General features: G+C 63.6%; 16 protein-coding genes and 2 pseudogenes. 12 read left to right on the forward strand and 6 right to left on the reverse strand.

What is annotated here, in order from left to right; genetic code table 11:
- Nucleotides 1-8: 8 nt before the first annotated feature.
- The 10 genes from rpsD (at nucleotide 9) to aroB (ending at nucleotide 10,004) form a co-directional block, all read left to right on the forward strand.
- The gene (gene rpsD, locus AB4Y63_RS17575) at nucleotides 9-638 is read left to right on the forward strand and encodes a 30S ribosomal protein S4 (RefSeq protein WP_441792355.1); all 630 of its coding nucleotides are present in this window, start codon (nucleotides 9-11) and stop codon (nucleotides 636-638) included.
- A gap of 125 nt (nucleotides 639-763) precedes the next feature.
- Nucleotides 764-1,138 carry a DUF948 domain-containing protein gene (locus AB4Y63_RS17580; RefSeq protein WP_441792356.1) on the forward strand — a complete coding sequence of 125 codons (375 nt, stop codon included), beginning with the start codon at nucleotides 764-766 and terminating at the stop codon, nucleotides 1,136-1,138.
- 68 nt (nucleotides 1,139-1,206) lie between these two features.
- Complete coding sequence (locus AB4Y63_RS17585; RefSeq protein WP_441792357.1) at nucleotides 1,207-1,551, forward strand: hypothetical protein; 345 nt, start codon at nucleotides 1,207-1,209, stop codon at nucleotides 1,549-1,551.
- A gap of 51 nt (nucleotides 1,552-1,602) precedes the next feature.
- Nucleotides 1,603-4,257, forward strand: coding sequence for an alanine--tRNA ligase (gene alaS / locus AB4Y63_RS17590; RefSeq protein WP_441792358.1), 2,655 nt, complete (start codon nucleotides 1,603-1,605; stop codon nucleotides 4,255-4,257).
- A gap of 3 nt (nucleotides 4,258-4,260) precedes the next feature.
- Nucleotides 4,261-4,731 carry a Holliday junction resolvase RuvX gene (gene ruvX, locus AB4Y63_RS17595; protein ID WP_441792359.1) on the forward strand — a complete coding sequence of 157 codons (471 nt, stop codon included), beginning with the start codon at nucleotides 4,261-4,263 and terminating at the stop codon, nucleotides 4,729-4,731.
- A 2-nt stretch (nucleotides 4,732-4,733) separates the two neighbouring features.
- Nucleotides 4,734-6,173 (forward strand): endolytic transglycosylase MltG, encoded by a 1,440-nt coding sequence (gene mltG / locus AB4Y63_RS17600; protein ID WP_441792360.1) that lies wholly within the window; start codon nucleotides 4,734-4,736, stop codon nucleotides 6,171-6,173.
- Nucleotides 6,174-6,199: 26 nt separating this feature from the next.
- Nucleotides 6,200-7,114: a shikimate dehydrogenase family protein gene (locus tag AB4Y63_RS17605; RefSeq protein ID WP_441792361.1), complete on the forward strand. Its 915-nt coding sequence runs from the start codon at nucleotides 6,200-6,202 to the stop codon at nucleotides 7,112-7,114.
- A gap of 51 nt (nucleotides 7,115-7,165) precedes the next feature.
- On the forward strand, nucleotides 7,166-8,374 hold the full coding sequence (gene aroC / locus AB4Y63_RS17610) for a chorismate synthase (protein WP_441792362.1): 1,209 nt from the start codon (nucleotides 7,166-7,168) through the stop codon (nucleotides 8,372-8,374).
- Nucleotides 8,374-8,886, forward strand: a complete 513-nt coding sequence (locus tag AB4Y63_RS17615; RefSeq protein WP_441792363.1) for a shikimate kinase — start codon at nucleotides 8,374-8,376, stop codon at nucleotides 8,884-8,886. Before aroC ends, AB4Y63_RS17615 begins: the two co-directional genes overlap by 1 nt.
- Nucleotides 8,883-10,004 (forward strand): 3-dehydroquinate synthase, encoded by a 1,122-nt coding sequence (aroB, locus tag AB4Y63_RS17620; protein ID WP_441792364.1) that lies wholly within the window; start codon nucleotides 8,883-8,885, stop codon nucleotides 10,002-10,004. Before AB4Y63_RS17615 ends, aroB begins: the two co-directional genes overlap by 4 nt.
- Before the next feature lie 42 nt (nucleotides 10,005-10,046).
- On the opposite strand, the gene AB4Y63_RS17625 is transcribed toward aroB, so the two are convergent.
- The 3 genes and pseudogenes from AB4Y63_RS17625 to AB4Y63_RS17635 form a co-directional block, all read right to left on the reverse strand.
- Entirely contained in the window at nucleotides 10,047-12,329 is a 2,283-nt protein-coding gene (locus tag AB4Y63_RS17625) for an MMPL family transporter (RefSeq protein ID WP_441792365.1), read from the reverse strand.
- Between the two features lie 203 nt (nucleotides 12,330-12,532).
- Nucleotides 12,533-13,384, reverse strand: a pseudogene (locus AB4Y63_RS17630) (zinc-binding dehydrogenase); the annotation flags it as partial.
- Nucleotides 13,385-13,756, reverse strand: coding sequence for an RES domain-containing protein (locus AB4Y63_RS17635; RefSeq protein WP_441792366.1), 372 nt, complete (start codon nucleotides 13,754-13,756; stop codon nucleotides 13,385-13,387).
- 211 nt (nucleotides 13,757-13,967) lie between these two features.
- Here AB4Y63_RS17635 and AB4Y63_RS17640 point away from each other — a divergent pair, with 211 nt between their 5' ends.
- A complete protein-coding gene (locus AB4Y63_RS17640; RefSeq protein WP_441792367.1) occupies nucleotides 13,968-14,825 on the forward strand; it encodes an ATP-dependent DNA ligase in 858 nt (285 codons plus the stop codon).
- A gap of 696 nt (nucleotides 14,826-15,521) precedes the next feature.
- On the opposite strand, the gene AB4Y63_RS17645 is transcribed toward AB4Y63_RS17640, so the two are convergent.
- The 3 genes and pseudogenes from AB4Y63_RS17645 to AB4Y63_RS17655 all read right to left on the reverse strand — a co-directional run bounded on the left by AB4Y63_RS17645 (nucleotide 15,522) and on the right by AB4Y63_RS17655 (nucleotide 18,697).
- On the reverse strand, nucleotides 15,522-16,160 hold the full coding sequence (locus AB4Y63_RS17645) for a hypothetical protein (protein WP_441792368.1): 639 nt from the start codon (nucleotides 16,158-16,160) through the stop codon (nucleotides 15,522-15,524).
- 32 nt (nucleotides 16,161-16,192) lie between these two features.
- The gene (locus AB4Y63_RS17650; RefSeq protein ID WP_441792369.1) at nucleotides 16,193-16,555 is read right to left on the reverse strand and encodes a hypothetical protein; all 363 of its coding nucleotides are present in this window, start codon (nucleotides 16,553-16,555) and stop codon (nucleotides 16,193-16,195) included.
- A 203-nt stretch (nucleotides 16,556-16,758) separates the two neighbouring features.
- Nucleotides 16,759-18,697 (reverse strand): annotated as a pseudogene (locus AB4Y63_RS17655) (amino acid transporter).
- Nucleotides 18,698-19,169: 472 nt separating this feature from the next.
- Between AB4Y63_RS17655 and AB4Y63_RS17660 the strand changes: the two are divergent.
- Nucleotides 19,170-19,316 (forward strand): hypothetical protein, encoded by a 147-nt coding sequence (locus AB4Y63_RS17660; protein WP_441792370.1) that lies wholly within the window; start codon nucleotides 19,170-19,172, stop codon nucleotides 19,314-19,316.
- The last annotated feature ends 1 nt before the right edge of the window (nucleotide 19,317 follow it).

Genomic DNA, 19,317 nt, shown 5'->3' on the forward strand with positions numbered 1-19,317 from the left:
AGGACACCGTGTCTACCAAGTCACGTACCCGTAGCAAGACCCGCCTGTCGCGCGCGCTGGGCATCGCCCTCACGCCGAAGGCAGCCAAGTACCTCGAGAAGCGTCCGTACGCTCCGGGCGAGCACGGCCGCACCAAGCGCAAGGCTGACTCCGACTACGCAGTTCGTCTGCGCGAGAAGCAGCGTCTGCGTGCCCAGTACGGCATCCGCGAAGCTCAGCTGAAGATTGCTTTCCAGGAAGCACGTCGCACCCAGGGCCTGACCGGTGAAAACCTGGTCGAGATCCTCGAGACCCGTCTCGACGCTCTGCTCGTTCGCTCGGCTATCGCTCGCACCACCGCGCAGGCTCGTCAGATGGTTGTGCACCGTCACATCCTCGTTGACGGCCAGCTCGTTGACCGCCCGTCGTTCCGCGTGAAGCCGGGTCAGCTCATCCACGTCAAGCCGAAGAGCGAAGGCATGGACATCTTCCAGGTTGCAGCAGCCGGCGGTCACGTCGATGTTCTGCCGAAGCTGCCCGTCTACCTCGAGGTTGAACTCGACAAGCTGCAGGCCCGCCTCGTGCGTCGCCCGAAGCGTGCAGAGGTCCCCGTGACCTGTGAAGTTCAGCTCGTCGTCGAGTACTACGCAGCACGCTAAGCAGCACACTGCTTCGCAACTGAACTACGCTGGAGGGCGGATCATCCATTGGATGGTCCGCCCTTTGCGTATCCACGCCCGATTCGCGTGGATGTATGCCATTTCTGGAATGAAAGGTTTTTCACATGACTGGTGGAGACATCGTCGGATTGATCGCCGCACTTGTTTTCGCAGTTCTGGTGGGATTCCTCGCCATTCCGCTCATCAAACTCGGTCGTGTCTTCGACGAGACGACCCACGCCATCCGCGAAGTGAGCGACAACGTCACGCCGCTTCTGCAGGAGAGCGCCGAGACGATCAAAGAGACGAACAAGCAGTTGGCCCGAGTCGACACGATCACCACGAACGTGGCGGATGTGACCGGCAACGTGTCGGCGCTCATCGCCTTGTTCGCCGCCACCGTCGGTGGCCCCTTGATCAAAATCGCCGGATTCTCGGCCGGCGTGCGCGCGGCGTTGGCAACAGGCCGTCGCTCGGGCTCCAGCCGCCGCAAAGGCTGAGCCACTACTCTTGAACGAAGACCGGGCGCGCACGTCGCGCCGGTCACCAGACATCAGGGAGCATTGCAATGAAGAACTTCATCTGGTTGGTTGTCGGAGTCGCGGCCGGTTTCGTCGTCGCGCACGAGGTCAACAAGACCCAGCAGGGCAAACAATTCTTCAGTGATCTCGATGCCAAAGCCCGCGAATTCGGCGAGGCCATGTCCGACGGCTACCGTCAGCGCGAAGCCGAATTGCGTGCCGCCCTCGGTGACGTCGATGCGCCGAGCGCTCCGTCGGCCATGCCGTACACGGCGCCCTCCGCACAGACGACGGCCCCGGTCGCCGAGTCGTCGGTCGACATCGAAGCCGACGATGCCGCATACGATGCCGCAGCGTCGGACAAGGCAGCGGCGTCGGACGACGCCAAGTAACGCACACTTTCAGTTTTTCCTCCCATTCGACATCTCTGAACTACGGAACACATGCAGACTGCAGACATTCGCGGGCGCTGGCTCGACTTTTTCGCCGATCGTGGACACACGGTCGTACCCTCGGCGTCCCTGGTGAGCGACGACCCGACACTGCTCTTCACCGTCGCCGGGATGGTTCCCTTCGTGCCGTACCTGACCGGTCTTGTTCCCGCGCCGTTCCCGCGGGCCACGAGCGTTCAGAAGTGCATTCGCACCAACGACATCGAAGAGGTCGGCAAGACCCCTCGACACGGCACGTTCTTTCAGATGAACGGCAACTTCTCGTTCGGTGACTACTTCAAGGAACAGGCGATCAACTATGCCTGGGAGCTGCTCACGACCCCGGAGAACGCCGGCGGCTACGGCTTCTTGGAGAAGGACCTCTGGGTCACCGTCTATAAAGACGACGACGAGGCGATTCGCTACTGGCGCGCACTCGGCCTGCCGGAGGAGCGCATCCAGCGCCTCGGCATGGACACCAACTACTGGTCGACCGGTCAGCCCGGCCCGGCCGGCCCCTGCTCCGAGATCTTCTTCGACCGCGGCCCGGCCTACGGTGCCGACGGCGGCCCGGCCACCGACGACGACCGCTACGTCGAAATCTGGAACCTCGTCTTCATGCAGTACCTGCGTGGCGAGGGCACCAGCAAGAATGACTTCGAGATTCTCGGCGAACTGCCGAAGAAGAATATCGACACCGGCATGGGCCTCGAGCGCGTCGCTTTCTTGAAGCAGGGCGTCGAGAACATGTACGAGATCGACCAGGTGCGTCCGGTGCTCGACCGCGCCGCCGCGCTGTCCGGTCGCCGTTACGGAGCCGACCACGGTGACGACGTGCGGATGCGCATCGTCGCCGACCACGTGCGTTCCTCGTTGATGCTGATGAGCGACGGCGTGATGCCGTCGAACGAGGGCCGCGGCTACATCCTGCGCCGCCTGATGCGCCGGAGCGTGCGCGCCATGCGCCTGCTCGGTGTCGAAGACGCCACTTTCCCCGAACTGTTCCCGGCCTCGCGCGATGCGATGAGCTCCTCGTACCCCGAGGTCAAGGCCGACTACAGCCGCATCAGCCAGGCTGCCTACGCCGAAGAAGAAACGTTCCTGCGCACCCTCGCGAGTGGCAGCAGCGTTCTCGACCTGGCCGTGGCCAAGACGAAGAACCAGAACAAAACTGAGCTCGCCGGCGACACCGCGTTCCTGCTTCACGACACCTACGGGTTCCCGATCGAGATCACCCTCGAAATGGCTGAGGAGGCCGGACTCTCGGTCAACCGCGAGGCGTTCGACACCCTGATGTCGAAGCAGCGCGCCATGGCCAAGGCTGACGCCAAGGCGAAGAAGACCCACCTGGCCGACCTCTCCGTCTACAGCACCTTCCGGGCGCTCGGCGAGACGGTCTTCACCGGCTACAACAACCTGCAGACCGAGTCGTCCGTTCTCGGAATCATCGTTGACGGCGTCTCGGTGACGAGCGCGGTCGCCGGCGAAACCGCCGAAGTGATCTTGCAGGAAACCGCGCTCTACGCCGAGTCGGGCGGACAGGAGGCCGACGCCGGCCTCATCGTCGGTGCCGGTTTCGAGCTCGAGGTTCTCGACGTGCAGAAGCCCGTCAAGGGCCTAATCAGCCACAAGGTCACCGTGCGCTCCGGCGAGGTCGGTGTCGGTGAGCAGGCAACGAGCATCGTTGACGCCGATTGGCGTCGAGGCGCCCGCCAGGCACACTCCGGAACGCACGTGCTGCACGCGGCTCTCCGTCAGGTGCTCGGCCCGAACGCCCACCAGTCGGGGTCGTACAACAAGGCCGGCTTCTTCCGACTCGACTTTTCGTGGAACCAGGCTTTGTCGCCCGCGACCCGCACCGAGATCGAAGAGATCTCGAACAACGCCATCCGCGACAACCTCGAGGTCGTCACCCGCGAACTGCCGCTGGCTGAGGCCAAGGCGCTCGGCGCTATGGCGCTCTTCGGCGAGAAGTACGGCGACCGGGTGCGCGTCGTCGACATCGGCGGCCCCTGGTCGCGTGAGCTCTGTGCCGGCACCCACGTGGCGACGAGCGCCGAGATCGGCATGATCAACCTGGTCAGTGAGGTCTCGGTCGGTTCGACCAACCGTCGTGTCGAGTCGCTCGTCGGCCTCGACGCCTTCCGTGACCTGGCCGCCGAGCGAGCAATCGTCTCCACACTCACCCAGAACCTGAAGACCCCGCGCGAACAACTGCCCGAGCGCATCAACGACCTGGTGCAGAGCCTCAAGGCTGCGGAGAAGAAGATTGCCGCGTTCGAAGCACGGTCGCTCTCCGACCGTGTTCCGGCCCTGCTCGAAAAGGCCAGTCGTGCCGGAGACGTCATGCTGGTCGCCGAGGATCTCGGCACCCTGAACTCCGCAGACGACGTTCGGATGCTGGTCACCACGACCCGCGAACGGCTCGGCAGCGAGCCAGCAGTGGTCGCTCTCTCGGCATCCGTCGGCGAGAAGGCGGTCGTCATTGTGGCCACCAACCAGGCAGCGCGCGACGCCGGCCACAAGGCCGGCGCGCTGGCCAAGGCCGTGGCGGGAATTCTCGGCGGTGGCGGAGGCGGCAAGGACGACATGGCGCAGGGTGGCGGACCGAACCTGGTTGCGGTTCCCGCAGCGCTGGACGCCGTGCGTGACGCCGTGGGCCGCTAAGGCATGCGTCACGGCGTTCGGTTGGGCGTAGACGTCGGAAAAGCACGGATCGGGGTGGCGCGAAGCGATGCTCACGGCATGCTCGCCACTCCGGTCGAGACGGTCAGCCGTGACCTGGGCGGCCACGCCGACCTCGAGCGGATCCGCGTGATCGTCGCCGAGCTGGACGCGGTTGAGATCATCGTCGGCCTGCCGTTGTCGATGTCGGGCGGGTCGACAGCCTCGACCGAGGATGCCCGCGACTTCGCCGGGGCCCTGGCCGTTGCGCTCGAATTGCCGGTTCGGCTTGTCGACGAACGTCTGTCGACCGTATCGGCGCAGTCGGCCCTTCGGGCGTCGGGACGCAAGGCGAAAACGCAGCGTCCAGTCATCGATCAGGTCGCCGCAACTATCATTTTGCAACACGCTCTTGACACCGAGCGTTCCTCCGGGCAGCCGGCTGGCTCACCCGTTGACCTGACCGAAAGGCCGTGACAGTGTCGGACTCCCTCCCCGAAAAGCCTGCCGACGATGTTGATCCGTCGTCCGAAGGCGATGCGGCTGGCGCTGCCTCTGAGGCGCACCGCGAGCTGAGCTGGGATGAGTTCATCGGAGGTGCTGCCGCAGTCACCGACGACTCGCAGGGAACGCTGCCACCGCCGGTCTCGGGTGCCGCCCGGCCATCCGCTCACCACCATGAGGTGGCGCACGGCGCGCACGAGTCTGCCCTCGGGCACGAGTCGGCGCACGCCACTCACGAGTCTGCGCCCGGGTCGCGACGTGCTGCCCGCGAATCAGAACAGGCACCGCACAGCCACGACCGCACCCAGCGCCGTGCTCAGCTCTCGGCTGAGGCGCCCCGGGAGAAGAAGAGCCGTAAGGGGGCGTGGGGATGTCTGATTGTTCTCCTCGTTCTCATCGCGCTGATGGCCGCTGGAGCATTCGCTTTCCAGGGTCCGATCAACGCGCTGATCTCGAAGACCCAGGGGCCCGCCGACTTCGAAGGCGTTGGAACGGGAACGGTCAACGTGATGATTCACGAGGGCGAGACCGGCGAAGACATCGCGCACACGCTGGCCGACCAGAAGGTCGTCGCGAGCTTTGACGCCTTCTATTCCTTGCTGCTCAAGCAGTCCCCGTCGCCGATTTTTCAACCGGGCGTCTACAAGCTGGCCAAGGAGATGAGTGCTCGGTCGGCGCTGACCGCGCTGATGGACCCGGCGAACAAGCTCGACCAGACCGTCATCATCCCGGAAGGGACCGCTGAGGCCGACGTGCTTCAGCTGGTCTCGGAGGGCCTGGATATGCCGCTCGCTGATCTGCAGGCTGCCGCCGCCGATGTCTCCTCGTACGGGCTGCCGCCCGAAGCGACGAAACTCGAGGGATTCCTGTTTCCGGCCACCTACACGTTCAATCCGGGCACGAACGCTCACGACGTCATCAAAACACTGGTGAATCGTCAGTTCGAGGCGCTCGACGCGGCCGGGGTTGCTCCGGCCGACCGGTGGCGGACGATCGTTTTGGCCTCGCTGATCCAACGTGAGGCAGGTCTGAAAGACGACTACTACAAGGTGTCGCGTGTCTTCTTGAACCGCCTCGATCCCGGTCAGTGGTCGAGCGGGCTGCTGCAATCCGATGCGACGGTCGCCTACGGTACCGGCAACACCCACCGGGTCAGCACGACCGATGCAGAGCGCGAAGACGCGAACAACCCGTACAACACGTACATTCATCCGGGATTGCCGGTCGGGCCGATCTCCAACCCCGGCGACTTGGCCATCGATGCGGCGCTGCACCCGGCCGACGGAACCTGGCTCTACTTCGTGACCTGGAACCTGGACACCGGGGAGACGATCTTCTCGACCACCATCGAGGAACACGACGCGGCAGTGGCAAAGTGGCTAGCGTGGATGGATGAGCACCCCGAATATGGCTAAGGGTTAGACAAGCTGAGGGCTAGACAATGACGCAGGCACCGATCACGCAGGCACCACGTGGAACTTCTGGAGCACGCCTGGCCGTGCTCGGTTCGCCCATCTCGCATTCCCAGTCGCCGGCCCTGCACCGGGCCGCCTACGGGGCACTTGGCCTGGACTGGACCTATGACGCCATCGAGGTGTCCGAGGGATCACTGACCCAATTCGTCGACGGGCTCGGCGCTGAATGGCGCGGACTGTCGTTGACGATGCCGCTGAAGACGGAGGCGGCGGCGCTGATCGAGGATCTCGATCCGCTCGCCCAGCACACCGGGGCGGTCAATACCGTGCTCCTGCAGAAAGGCTCAGAGGGCCGCACACTGTCGGGGTTCAACACGGATGTCACCGGGCTGGTTCGCGCCCTCGCGGAGGGCGGAGTGACGGTGGCACGCCGTGTCGTCATCCTCGGCGCCGGTGCCACGGCATCCTCTGCGCTGATCGCAGCCGCCGAAATCGGGGCCGAGTCAGTCGACATCCTGGTGCGCACTCCCCGAAAGGCCGCGCCCCTGGTCGAACTCGGGCGTTCGCGCGGACTCGTGGTGACGGTGTCGGAGCTGCCCGTCGCCACCGGACCGAACGACACCGCACAGGTCTCCGCTCTGGCGGACCCGGCTGACGTGATGATCAGCACTCTGCCCGGAGGAACCCAACTGGGCGACGTGTTTCCGGCCAGTTTCCGCCGCGACACCGTTCTCTTTGACGTGAGCTATTCGCCTTGGCCGAGCGCATTCGCGACGGCCTGGCAGCAGGTCGACGGCACAGTGCTCAACGGATTGTCGATGCTGCTGCACCAGGCGCTCATCCAGGTGCGCATCTTTGTCAACGGCGATCCGTTCGAACCGGTGGAGCGTGAGCACGATGTGCTGGCGGCGATGCGGGGAGTGCTGCCAACTCTCAACTGACGCAGTGGAGCGCGGTGATCGCAGTTGCTGTGGCTATGGAAAGATAGACCCATGCTTCGTTGGCTCACTGCCGGAGAATCCCACGGTCCCGAACTCATCGCCATTGTCGAGGGTTTGCCCGCCGGAGTCCCGGTCACTTTGGAATCCATCCGTCTCGATCTCGCGCGCCGCAAACTCGGCTATGGCCGAGGCGCTCGCATGAAGTTTGAGGAAGATGTGCTCGACATCTCCGGTGGCGTTCGCCACGGCCTCACACTCGGCGGCCCGGTCGCCCTGCGCATCGGCAACAGCGAATGGCCCAAATGGGTCGAGGTAATGAGCGCGGAGCCGGTCGACCCGGCGAAGCTCGCCCGCGGACGCGGCGCCGCCCTCACCCGGCCGCGACCCGGCCACGCCGATCTGGTCGGCATGCAGAAGTACGGTTTTCAGGATGCCCGCCCGGTACTCGAGCGCGCGAGCGCGCGGGAGACGGCGGCACGCGTCGCCCTCGGTGCAGTGGCACGCGGATTCCTCGAAGAGCTCGGCATCACACTTGTCAGCCACACGCTGTCGATCGGTCCGGTTCGGGTGCCTGACGATGCGCCGTTGCCGGCTCCGTCGGATGTCGACGTGCTCGACGCCGATCCGTTGCGCTGCTTCCACCCCGCGACCTCTGCACTGATGGTCGCCGAAGTCGACGCCGCGCACAAAGACGGTGACACCCTCGGCGGTGTCGTCGAGGTGCTCGCCTACAACCTTCCTCCCGGTCTCGGCTCGTTCGTGCACTGGGACCGTCGACTCGACTCCCAACTCGCGGCTGCCCTGATGGGCATCCAGGCGATCAAGGGCGTCGAGGTCGGCGATGGCTTTGCCACGACGACGCGTCGCGGTTCCGTCGCCCACGACGAGCTCGTGCACGCCGATGGTGCGATTCAGCGTGTCGGCGACCGTGCGGGTGGCACAGAGGGTGGGATGAGCACTGGCACCGTGCTGCGCGTGCGCGCCGGCATGAAGCCGATCGCCACGATCCCGCACGCCCTCCGCACCGTCGACATCGCAACCGGGGAGGCGGCGGCCGCTCACCACCAGCGTTCCGATGTGTGCGCTGTTCCGGCTGCCGGTGTTGTCGCTGAGGCAATGGTCGCCCTGGTGCTGGCCAACTCGGTGCTCGAGAAGTTCGGTGGCGACTCGGTCGCCGAAACCCGTCGCAACCTCGAGTCGTACCTCGCCAACATCCCGGAGAACGTCAAGACGGGCGCGTCAAGCGACGCCTCCCTGTAATGAGCGCCGACCGCACGCCGTTCCCGATGGTGTTCATCGGGCCGATGGCTGCCGGCAAGTCCCGCATCGGCAAACGCGTCGCTGCGGCCCTCGGCGTGCAGTTCGTCGACACCGACAAGCGAGTCGTCGCCACTCACGGCCCGATCAAGGACATCTTCGCGGTGCACGGCGAAGAACGGTTTCGCGAACTTGAGCGCGCCGCCGTGGTCGACGCGCTCGGTACGGCAGGGGTCGTCTCGCTCGGCGGCGGCGCCGTGCTCGATCCGGCCACACAGGCCGACCTCCTCGCCTGCACCGTCGTGTTCTTGAGCGCGACCCCCGAGGCGGTGAAGAGCCGGATCACCGGTTCCAAGCGCCCGCTGTTGAAGAACGGCATCGCCGACTGGCAACGTATTTTCGATGAACGGCGCCCCATCTACGAGGCGCTGGCAAGCATCCACATTGACACCTCGAATCGGCCGATCGATCAGATCGCCGACGAGATCGTGACGTGGGCAAAAGAGAGATCATGACTGAACCGACTGAACTGAACGCCGACGCCAACACCTCGGGAGCAACGGAGGTCACGACGATCACCGTCAGCGGTGTCGACAGTTATCCCGTCATCGTCGGGCGCGGCTTGGGCGATGAGATCGTGGCACAGCTCGGCGGGACAGTGCGCAAGGTGCTCATCGTGCACACGTCGACCGTCGGTGCGCGTGCGGTTGCTCTGCGCGAGAGCCTGCTTCCGAACTATGAGGTTCTGCTCGCCGAAGTTCCCGACGCCGAGGCCGCTAAACGCGTCGAGGTAGCCGCGTTCTGCTGGGGCGTGATGGGCCAGTCCGACTTCAGCCGCACCGACGCGGTGATCGGTTTCGGTGGCGGAGCCGTCACCGACCTCGCCGGTTTTGTCGCAGCGACCTGGCTACGCGGCGTGAAGCTCATTCAAGTTCCGACGAGCGTGCTCGGCATGGTCGACGCGTCGGTCGGCGGCAAGAACGGTGTCAACACCGCAGAGGGCAAGAACCTCGTCGGCACCTTCTACGCACCGGCCGCCGTGATCTGCGACCTCGACACACTGGACGACCTGCCCCGCAACGAGATCCTGGCCGGTTTTGCCGAGATCGTGAAGGCCGGTTTCATCCAGGTTCCCGAAATCCTCGACATCATCGAAGCGGATGTGGCGGTGGCGACGGATCCGACGACGCCCGAGTTCCGCCGCGTGATCGAACTCTCGATCGCCATGAAGGCGCGCGTTGTTGGGGAGGACTTCAAGGAGACCGGCCTCCGGGAGATCCTGAACTACGGTCACACCCTCGGGCACGCCGTCGAGCACGCGGAGCGCTACGGCTGGCGTCACGGTGCCGCCGTTGCCGTTGGCATGATGTTCGCGGCGGAACTCGCCAGCCTGAGCGGGCGCCTCCCGGTCGAGGTCGTCGACCGGCACCGCCGCATCCTCGAATCGTTGACACTGCCGACCACCTACCCGGTCGGCCGGTGGAAGACCCTCCTGGCCACCATGCAGCGCGACAAGAAGACCCGCAGTGGAATGCTGCGCTTCATCGTGCTCGACGACATCGGCAAGCCGACGGTTCTCGAAGGACCCGACACCTCGCTGCTGTTCGCTGCGTACCAGGCCATCGGCTCCTAAACTCGCTTCTTCAGCCGCCGAACCGTGGCGAATGACCATTTTTCACACGTGAGACTGGTCATTCGCCATGGTTCGCGGCTCTGACGGGGCCTCGCTCAGGCCGAACCTGCCATGGATGCGCTGCATCCAACGGGGCGCCCACCAGATCACCTTCTCGAGTGCCGTCATCACCGCCGGCACCAGCACAGAACGCACGAGCGTCGCATCCAGCAACACCGCCACAGCCAGGGCGACACCGATCTGTTTCATCTGCATCAGCTCGCCGGTGGCGAACCCGGCGAACACCAGCACGATGATGAGGGCGGCCGAGGTGATGATCCGGCCGGAGCTCTGCAATCCGGTCTCTATTGCCAGCCGTGTGCTCTCACCGCGGTCATGATGCTCTTTGATGCGCGCCAGCAGGAACATCTCATAGTCCATGGCAAGCCCGAAGCCGAAGACGAGCACGAGCGTGAGCACGAGGGCGTCAACCCCGGGGACGGATGCGGCGTCGAAGTTCAGCAGGCCGGCCAGATTCCCCTCTTGAAAACCCCAGACGAGCACCCCGACCGACGCTCCGAGCGAGAGCACACTGATGATCAGAGCCGTCAGCGGAATGATCGCCGACCCGGTCATCAGGAACAGCAGCAGGTAGGTGGCGACCGCGATGATCAGGATTGCCCAGGGTGTGCTGGCCAGCAGCGAGTTGATGTAGTCGACCGACGCCGCATCCACCCCGCCGACCCAATTCGGAAAGTCGGGCCGGTCGGCGCGAATCTCCTCAACGACCGACGTCCCTTCATGCGGTGCCACGCTCACCCGGGACACCCAGTAGCCGTTGACCGCGACCGGGGGAGTTGCGCCCGTGACATACGGCAACGCGGCAACCTGTTCGGCCCAGGCGGCGGCCGACCCCTGGTCCGTTTTCGAAATCAGCTCGACCTTCGCCGGAGTGGCCTGAGGGAAATGCTCGCCCAGCGCAGTCAGAAAGCCGGACTGGGTCGATGACGCCGGGATTGCCTCGTCGGAGCTGTTCGAGACGACGAGCGAGAGCGCCGGGCTGGCGAGCAAGAGCAGCACGAGGGTGCTGCCGAGCGCGACCAGAATCGGCCGGCGTTGGATGCGGCGCGTGAGTTTCGAGAAGAATCCTTCGGGAGGGGCGACATCGCCGAACCGGGTGAGAATGCCGCCGAGACCCGGGATCCTGGTCAACAGTCCAGGCTTCAGCAGGCGTTCTCCGAAGTAGCCGAGCAGCGCCGGAACAAGCACCAGAGCGGTGAGGATGGCGATCACCACGACACAGACGGCGCCGATCGCGATGGCCTTGATGATGGCCGGTTCGAAAACGAGCAGGCCCAGCGTGGCGATCGCGAACGTCAACCCGGAGAAGAGCACCGTGCGCCCCGCGGTATCGACGGTGGCGCCGACGGCCTGCAGCATCACCTCGTGGCGCTCGGTCCGGCTCTGCCGCACGTCGGGGCCGAGCGCCGCGACTCGACCTCGAAACTCCTCGCGGAACCGGCTGACGATGAGCAGGCCGTAGTCGATCGAGAGGCCCAGGCCAATCACCGTGATCACATTCATCACGGTGATGTTGATGTCCATCACGAACGTGAACGCGAACAGCGTGCCCAGGGCGCCGACGATGGAGGCGAGCGCGCCGATCAGAGGCATCGCGGCGGCCAGAAACCCGCCGAAGATCACGAGCATCACGAGCAGCGCAATCGGCAACGAAATGAGTTCGCCCGTCTTCAGATCGTTCTGCGCCACTTCGACCAGAGACTTCACGACCAGGGGGCTGCCGCCGACCTCGACCGTCGCGTCGGGGTACGCGAGTCGGATCTCGTCGGCTGTGGCATTCAGCTGAGCCTCCACCTCGGTGAGCAGGCTGTCACTGAGCGTGCCATCGGTGGTCTCCATCGAGACGTTGAGCAGCACGCCCTTTCCATCGGGGGAGAGCAAGGCGCCGGCGATCGGCGAGGGCTGCCCGTTCGGCAGCGGGGGGACGACCAAGGGATTGATGACCTCGGTCACCCCGTCGATCGTCTCCAGTTCGGTCGTGGCGTCGGACAGAATCGCGTTCAGTTGCGGCGACGCAGGGTCGACGTTGTAGACGAGCAGAGAGAGCGATTCGGTCGTCGCATTCGTGTCGGCGCTGATGAGGGCGGCGCCTTCGCTTGCTTCGCCGGATACCGTCGGCCCAGCGCTGGAGAGCCGTTGAAAGAGACTCTCCCCAGTCACGCCGAAGAGCGCGGTCGCCAGACAGACGGTGAGGAACACGACCCAGCTGAGCAGCACCACCAGGCGGTGGCGGGCCATTGCAACACCGACGCTGCGCAACATCATGCGCTTCTTTCTCCGGTTGTCGACCGTGACGGTTCAGGACCGGAAACCTGGCGCGTCTCTTGAACCCCCACTGTGCGAACCGGCCGACGGTGCAGTTCGCGGATGCCGACACACTACTCTCAGCAGTTTGACATTTCACGCGTCGCATCCGGTGTTGTGATCCTCGGATCAGGAGTCGCCCGGGCCGCGCGTCCAGGCGCCGCTCAGGCGTTCAGCACCACTTTCAGAGCCTTCGTCTCGGCCGCTTTGCCGAACACGTCATATGCCTCGAGGATGTCGGCGAGTGCGAAGGTGTGGGTGATGAACTTCTCCGCCGGGATCTTGCCTTGGGCCACCATCTTGAGCAGCGTGCCGAGCGTATTGGTGTTCACGAGTCCCATCGTGATGGTGACGTTGGAGATCCATAGATCTTGCAGGGGCAGTTCGACCGGGTTGCCGTGAACGCCCACATTGGCGACGTGACCGGCGGGCCGCACGATGTCGAGACACATTTGGAAAGTGGCTGGCACCCCCACCGCTTCGATGGCCACGTCGACGCCGAGGCCGTCGGTCAGCGCCATCACCTGCTCCTTCCAGTCCGCATCGGTCGAGACGACGGCATCCGTTGCGCCGAACGATCGGGCAGCCTCGGTGCGGTTGGCGTCAATGTCGATCGCGATGATGCGGGAGGGACCGTAGAGCCCGGCGGTGGCGATGGCGGCCAAGCCGACGGGCCCGGTGCCGACGACGGCGACGATGTCGCCGGGCTTCACGGCGCCGTATTGCACTCCGATCTCATGCCCGGTCGGCAGGATGTCCGAGAGCATCGTGCCGAGCTGCGGGCTGACCCCGATCGGGAGCCGGTAGACGGATGTCTCGGCGTAGGGAACGCGCACGAACTCGGCCTGGGTGCCGTCGATGAGGTGGCCGAAGATCCAGCCGATGCCGGGGGAGCCTTCATCGCCCAGACAGTGCGAGAACACGCCCTGCTTGCAGTAGTCGCATTTGCCGCAGGCCGAGATGCACGCCAGGATCACCTGGTCGCCGACGGCGAGCGTCGTGACGGCATCCCCGATCTAGCGCCCTCTCAAGGTCGCGCGGGAGGCCCGGCGGGCGCTGAGCCACGACTCGTCGACGATCCCTGCTGGCACGGACGCATAGAGAGCGGCGTCCACTTCATCGACCTGAATCTGAGCCATATCGGCTTGGAGCATGGGGTCAGGGCGGAAGCGCGCGAGGACTTCGACGAGACACGCGAACAGGCTCGATCCTGCGTAGATCGTGCGGTAAGCCGAGCCGAGTGCGTCCCAACGCCCGTTGAATCGCCCATTGATGGCGTGAGCCCAATCGACCCAGTTCCACGGGGCCGGCCCGTATCCGATGCGCCAGACCTCGCCGGGCTCCGTGCGGACGGCCAAACGGTTGGCCGTCTCCGGTGAAATGCCCACTATCCGACGGCGGCGAATGCGCGAGCAGCAGCCAACACGCGGGGACCAACTTCATCCGGATCGCCCTCGCGAATAAGCCGCGCCGGCGCCGTGTCCTCGAGCTGCGGATTCATCCCTTGAAACCATGCCTGGACAACTCGCGGTTGGTCCCGCTCGGTGAGCAGCCCGGCGACCTGATATGCAAGTCGCAGCCGACGAATGACGTCGGCCGGTGGCTTCCGGACCCGAGTGGGCGTTTGAGGTGAAATGGGACAGCTTCCGGGTGCAAGCGTCAGTCGACGGGTCGGAAGCCCTTCTCCGCAGCCGAAACGGCAACAACCTGACACCAGCATTCCCCGAGCTTGTCGGGCCGCTCTTGAACGCCGTGAGCGTCGACAGAGCCATTCTGGACGGTGAGCTTGTCGTCCTGGGACCGGACGGAATCCCCAGCTTCTCTCACCTGCAACAGCGCGCCGGACGCAATCGCGCGCCGAGAGTTGGCGCCGGGGCGCACGCCCACCTGATGTTGTTCGACGTCTTGTCCTTCGATGACGTTGACACGACTACCAGCCCTTACGACGTTCGGAGGCAGGTACTCGGGCAGATGGTAGTCGAGAGGTCACTAATCCATGTGCCGCCGGCCTTTGACGGCGCCATAGATTCGGCCCTGGCCGCGGCAGCGGAATGGGGCTTGGAAGGCGTGGTCGCCAAGCGACGAACCAGCCTCTACCTGCCCGGTAAACGGTCCCGAGACTGGGTAAAGGCGAAGTTGAACCTGGAACACCTCGCGGTGGTCACAGGCTGGCGGCCGGGTGGGAACCGGTCGGTCGCCGAGTTGACCATTGCAGTCCCCGACGCGACCGCCGGCGGCTTCCGGTATGTGGGAACGCTCACCGGAGGCTGGAACAAATTCGACGGCTCGCGCCTCGCGGAACAGCTCAAGCAATCTGTGGTGGGCGACGGGGTCGCGGGACCACGAATCGTGATCGAAGTCGAGTTCTTGGAATGGACCTCGGATGGCCGGATGAGGCATCCAATGTGGCGTCGGATTCGCCCAGACTTGAGGCCAGGAGACGTTCCGGAAGCGTGAAGCTATCTCGGGAAACCGATCAAGCAGCAATCCCACACGAAAGGCCGGCCACAGAAACGTGGCCGGCCTACATCGGTGCTACGAGTTCGAGTACACACCCTGATGGCTACGGGCGGAAATCTTTTCTCTCTTCATAGAGCGATCGCGCAGAAGCGTCAGCGGATCGACCGCCGTTGAGCGCGCCGCCAACTTGGGTGATGACGGAAGCGACCCATTGGAGAACATGACCGACTCCGACAAGAATTTTCTTGAGCATATGCTCGGTCCCCTCTTGGACGAACCGCACGAGCGCCTAGTACGTATCCCAGCACCTGAGGTTCTGGGTCCAGGATACTCCTGGGGGAGTGATCCAGCGGCATTTGGCCCAGACCTGAGCTTGAGCGTAGGTCTGTGTAATGAGGCCCTCTCCGGTTGACGTGAACACTCCATTCGAAACTTGCACCTGAGATATCAGTCCCTCTGCCTCAACGCTGTTGGCATGGCTGTATCCGTAGGTGTCGTTCGCCCACACACCCACACCTATGTCGGAATTCTTGTACGTGTGGGTGGCGGCAGACGCCGAGAGAGGGTTGGCGAAAACCATGATCACGGCAACAAGCGCAGCGACGGCCCAGGGTAAGGATCTTCGGCCATCACGCGCGCCGACTGTCCGTGATGGAGCCACATCTTGCCGTTGAATTGTGTCAGAAGACATATCTAACCCACGTCCTTTGAGCTCAATGGCGGAAAGTTCGGGAGAGTGATCTCGTCAACGACGCCCTTTGACATCGATCCGGACTTATGAGCGGTGAGCTCGGGTGCAGCTACGCTCGAATCCCCAACGAGCAGTTGGTCACCAACTTTCGTGAAACCTGCGAGGTCAGCGTCGTATCCCGTGGGGAGGACATATGCCACGATGGCGTGCTCACGGTCCGCGGCTTGCATTCCGATTCCACTTGAAAGGATCTTGTTCCCATCCTGACAAGTCATGGACGCGTATTGCCCCGGCCCGGGTAGAAGGACTACTAGGCAGAATTGATCCTTATCGTTGGCCGCAATCCAATATTCGACACCGTCGTTGGTGCCAAGATGCCGTGTGGTGCTTGTCACCACTCCTTCGAGTGCCTGACGCCCTGTTTGCAGGAACGTGGGCAATTCGTCGGCCACGGCCTGAGTCGCGTCGAAGGACGCGGAAATTGTTCCTTGTGCAACCTCCACTGCCGGGTCATTCGAATCCTGAGCGTTCGCACTTTGGCTGATACCCACGCCTACCAACCCGAGGGCGGCTAGGGGGATGAGTGCCAATGCGAGTCTCTTGGTAAGCCGGGGGCGGGTCTTGAAGATTTTTGAGTTCATTTGAGCCAGTCCATTCTGGTTTGTCTTGTGGTCTAGAAACGCAGGTCGCACTTCAGAGGACCGACAGTGCCAAAGGCAGCGGTCCACTTGCACGATGCGCTGACAGGCTGGTAGGCGAAAGTCACCGTCACCTTGGCGGTTGCACTTGTCGCGCCCATGCCGGTGATTGAAACCCAAGCGAGGGCGGAATCTCCATACGATGTGACAACCGCGCCGTTATATGAGGCGCCCGTGGTCACCGAATGCCACACGTTCTGGGCAACGTTGCTTGCACCTGAGTCGTACCAGGTATACCAATTGGCGGCCTGCGCTGTGGCTGGAAAACCCACGATAAGGGCCGCTGCCGCAAGGAAGCCTGTCGCGGCCAGAGTTAATCGTTTGTTGCCAACTTTCATGTTGACCCCCCCCCCGAGTCGATTTGCATGATATTTAGCTATGTGGTAAACGAAGGCTGGCCCTTAGTTGAAGGAATGTCAATAGCGTGTCCGTAAGAGGATCCCCTTGCGAACACAAAGCCCCTCGGTGAGGCAACGAAATCGATCGGACGTTGATCCTGGCCTCGCGGAGGCTGTTGACCAGGTGAACCGCGGGATATTGGTCAGCCGCCAACGTGGATGAGGGGACGTTTGCGCGGATCTGGTTCGCTCTCGCGCAGGATCTCTCGAACGACCGGTGGGGTGTCGCCTCGTCCTAGAAGGAGGTAGCGGAACATATGGATCAGCGGGTTGCCTTCGGACCATTCGAAATAGGCGTGCGGGCGCACACCGGTGGTGTCGCGGAGCGCTATCAAGTTCGCGGCGATTGCGTTGGGCGCTGCGGGGCTGCTGGTGCGGAGGATCCGGTACCCGTCCACCTCTTCACCTCTGACGTGCAGAACCTCGCGGAACTCGGAGGGATCAACGACTTCGACCTCAAGGAAGAGGATGTCCGCGGTGTCGGGAATTGGATTGATCCAGCGTTGATCTTCTTCTTTTTCAGCGTATTCGGCGCGGTCGCCGCGTTGGCGGCGGTGGGCGACAAGGTTGAGTTTGTTGTCGTGGTGGAGGGAATCGGAGATGAATCGTCGTGCGGCCTCGTCGAATTCGATCCGATCCGCCCGAAGCTCTGTCGTGCGGGTGATGCGGGACACCAGGGAGACCACGACGATGCCGAGGATGAACATGGCTGAGATAGCTATGCCGTCAGGTTTCTCACGAATGTTTTCAAACAGCGCATACAGCAGGACGACGGTAAGGAATCCAAACCCTAGCCGGGCGGGCGGAAACGGCGACGGCGAAGGCGCCGGAGACCATCATGGCGAGGATGCCGGTGGCGTAGGCGCCCGCTTGGGCGTTGACGTCCGCGCCGAATCCGATGGTGATGATAATGCTGATGGCGGTGTACACCAGGACGACCGGGCGGACGGCGCGGCTCCATTCCGGCGCCATTCCGTAGGCGGGTAGGTAGCGGGGCACGATGTTGATTAGGCCTGCCATGGCCGAGGCGCCGGCGAACCAGAGAATTAGGATGCTGCTGAAGTCGTAGATTGTCCCGAAGCCGTTTCCGATCAGTTCGTGGGCCAGGTAGGCCAGCGCGCGGCCGTTGGCTTGTCCGCCTTCCTGGAACTCGCCAGGAGGGATGAGCAGAGTAGTCACGATGCTGCTTGCGAGCAGGTAGACACTCATGATCAAGGCGGCAGCGGTCAGTAGTTTTCGCGTATTTCGGATTCGGGAAGCCAGCCGCCCGGCTGGCGTTGCGCCGTGCGCTGCGACCAGAGGCATCATGCTCACGCCTGTTTCAAAACCAGACAACCCCAGCACGAGCAGGGGGAAGGCCAGGAGCGCCGGCACGAGGATTCCTCCGAGCCCTCCGCCGGTGGAGGTCAAGAGGGAGAACCAGTCGGTCACCGTCGACGGATGGGTCGCAATGTCCACCAGGCCTACGCCGATTATGACCGCATTCAAGGCGAGGAAAACAGCCACCAGCGGGATCGCTACTCGGACTGCTTCAGTGAAGCCCATCAGGAAGACGCCGCCAAGAATGAGCAGAAAGAGCACGGTGACCGGCACGGCAAGTCCTCTGAACTCCTCCGGGATGTAAGGGTTCTCCAGCAAGTGCACCGTCGCGTCGGCGGAGGAGAGAGTAATGGTAATAATCCAGGAGGTGGCCACGAAGCCGAGCAGAACGAGGACGAACAGTTTGCCCCACCAGAACGGAAGCAGCCGTTCGAGCATCGCGACAGAGCCTTGGCCGTTGGGACTTTCTTTGGCCACTCGGCGATACATCGGCAGCATCCCAAGTAGCGTCAAAGCCACAATCAGCAGCGTCGCCAAGGGAGACAACGCACCGGCGGCCAAAGCTGCGATGGCTGGAAGGTAAGACAGCGTGGAGAAATAGTCGACACCCGTCAGACACATGACCTTCCACCAGGAGAGCGCGGCAGTGCGATTTTCCTCGCTTTCTGGGCCCACGGGCTGCACGGCGTCACGGAGCAACCACCGACTCAGGCCACTCGAGGGATTGCCGTGCATCACCGGTCCCGGAACGCTCGCCGGCATCTCAAAAACGTCGTCGGTCATGTCTCGCGCACTTCTTCCTCGAGGGAACGCGGCCCTGTAACTATCCGAGTGTACGACCGGGAAAACGATGCGCGAGTGTCACGGGCGAAGCAACGCCTTATGAGACAGGAGCGGCAGCGGCGGAGCAGCCCATGCTACCGTTCTTCGTTCATCAGAGTCGGCTGAAGGCAGAAAAAGGCATCTCCAGCGCGACCACTCCCCGGATCTACTTCGGTAGGTCCGCGGCGTTTTTTGTAGGTCTTGTGGGCCGGGGTAGCACTTTCCTGAATTGTCGCCTGTGCAAGGATTGAGTCGGTCCCGCCTCATCTTGTCCCCCCGGCAGGTGCAAGGCGGGATACTTGTTTCGGGGCAATACGTGCACAATTCTTCAAGGTCTGAGGGGCCGATGCCAAGTCCGCGTTCAATTGAGATCACGCTGTTTGCCGCCGATAAGTGGAACAGGCGACGGACTGTGACCCTTGAACTGAACGAATACGGTCAACTGCCCGCGGTCCTGGTCGATCCGCTCGATCAATCGGGCGAGGTCGTACCCGGCTTGTGGTTGATCGAATACACCCGCGCCGACGTCGAGCCGACTGCCTACCGTCGGATTGGTTAGC

Origin of the sequence: Leifsonia sp. YAF41 (genome assembly GCF_052113185.1) — a bacterium.
In the GTDB taxonomy this organism is placed as follows: Bacteria; Actinomycetota; Actinomycetes; order Actinomycetales; family Microbacteriaceae; genus Cryobacterium.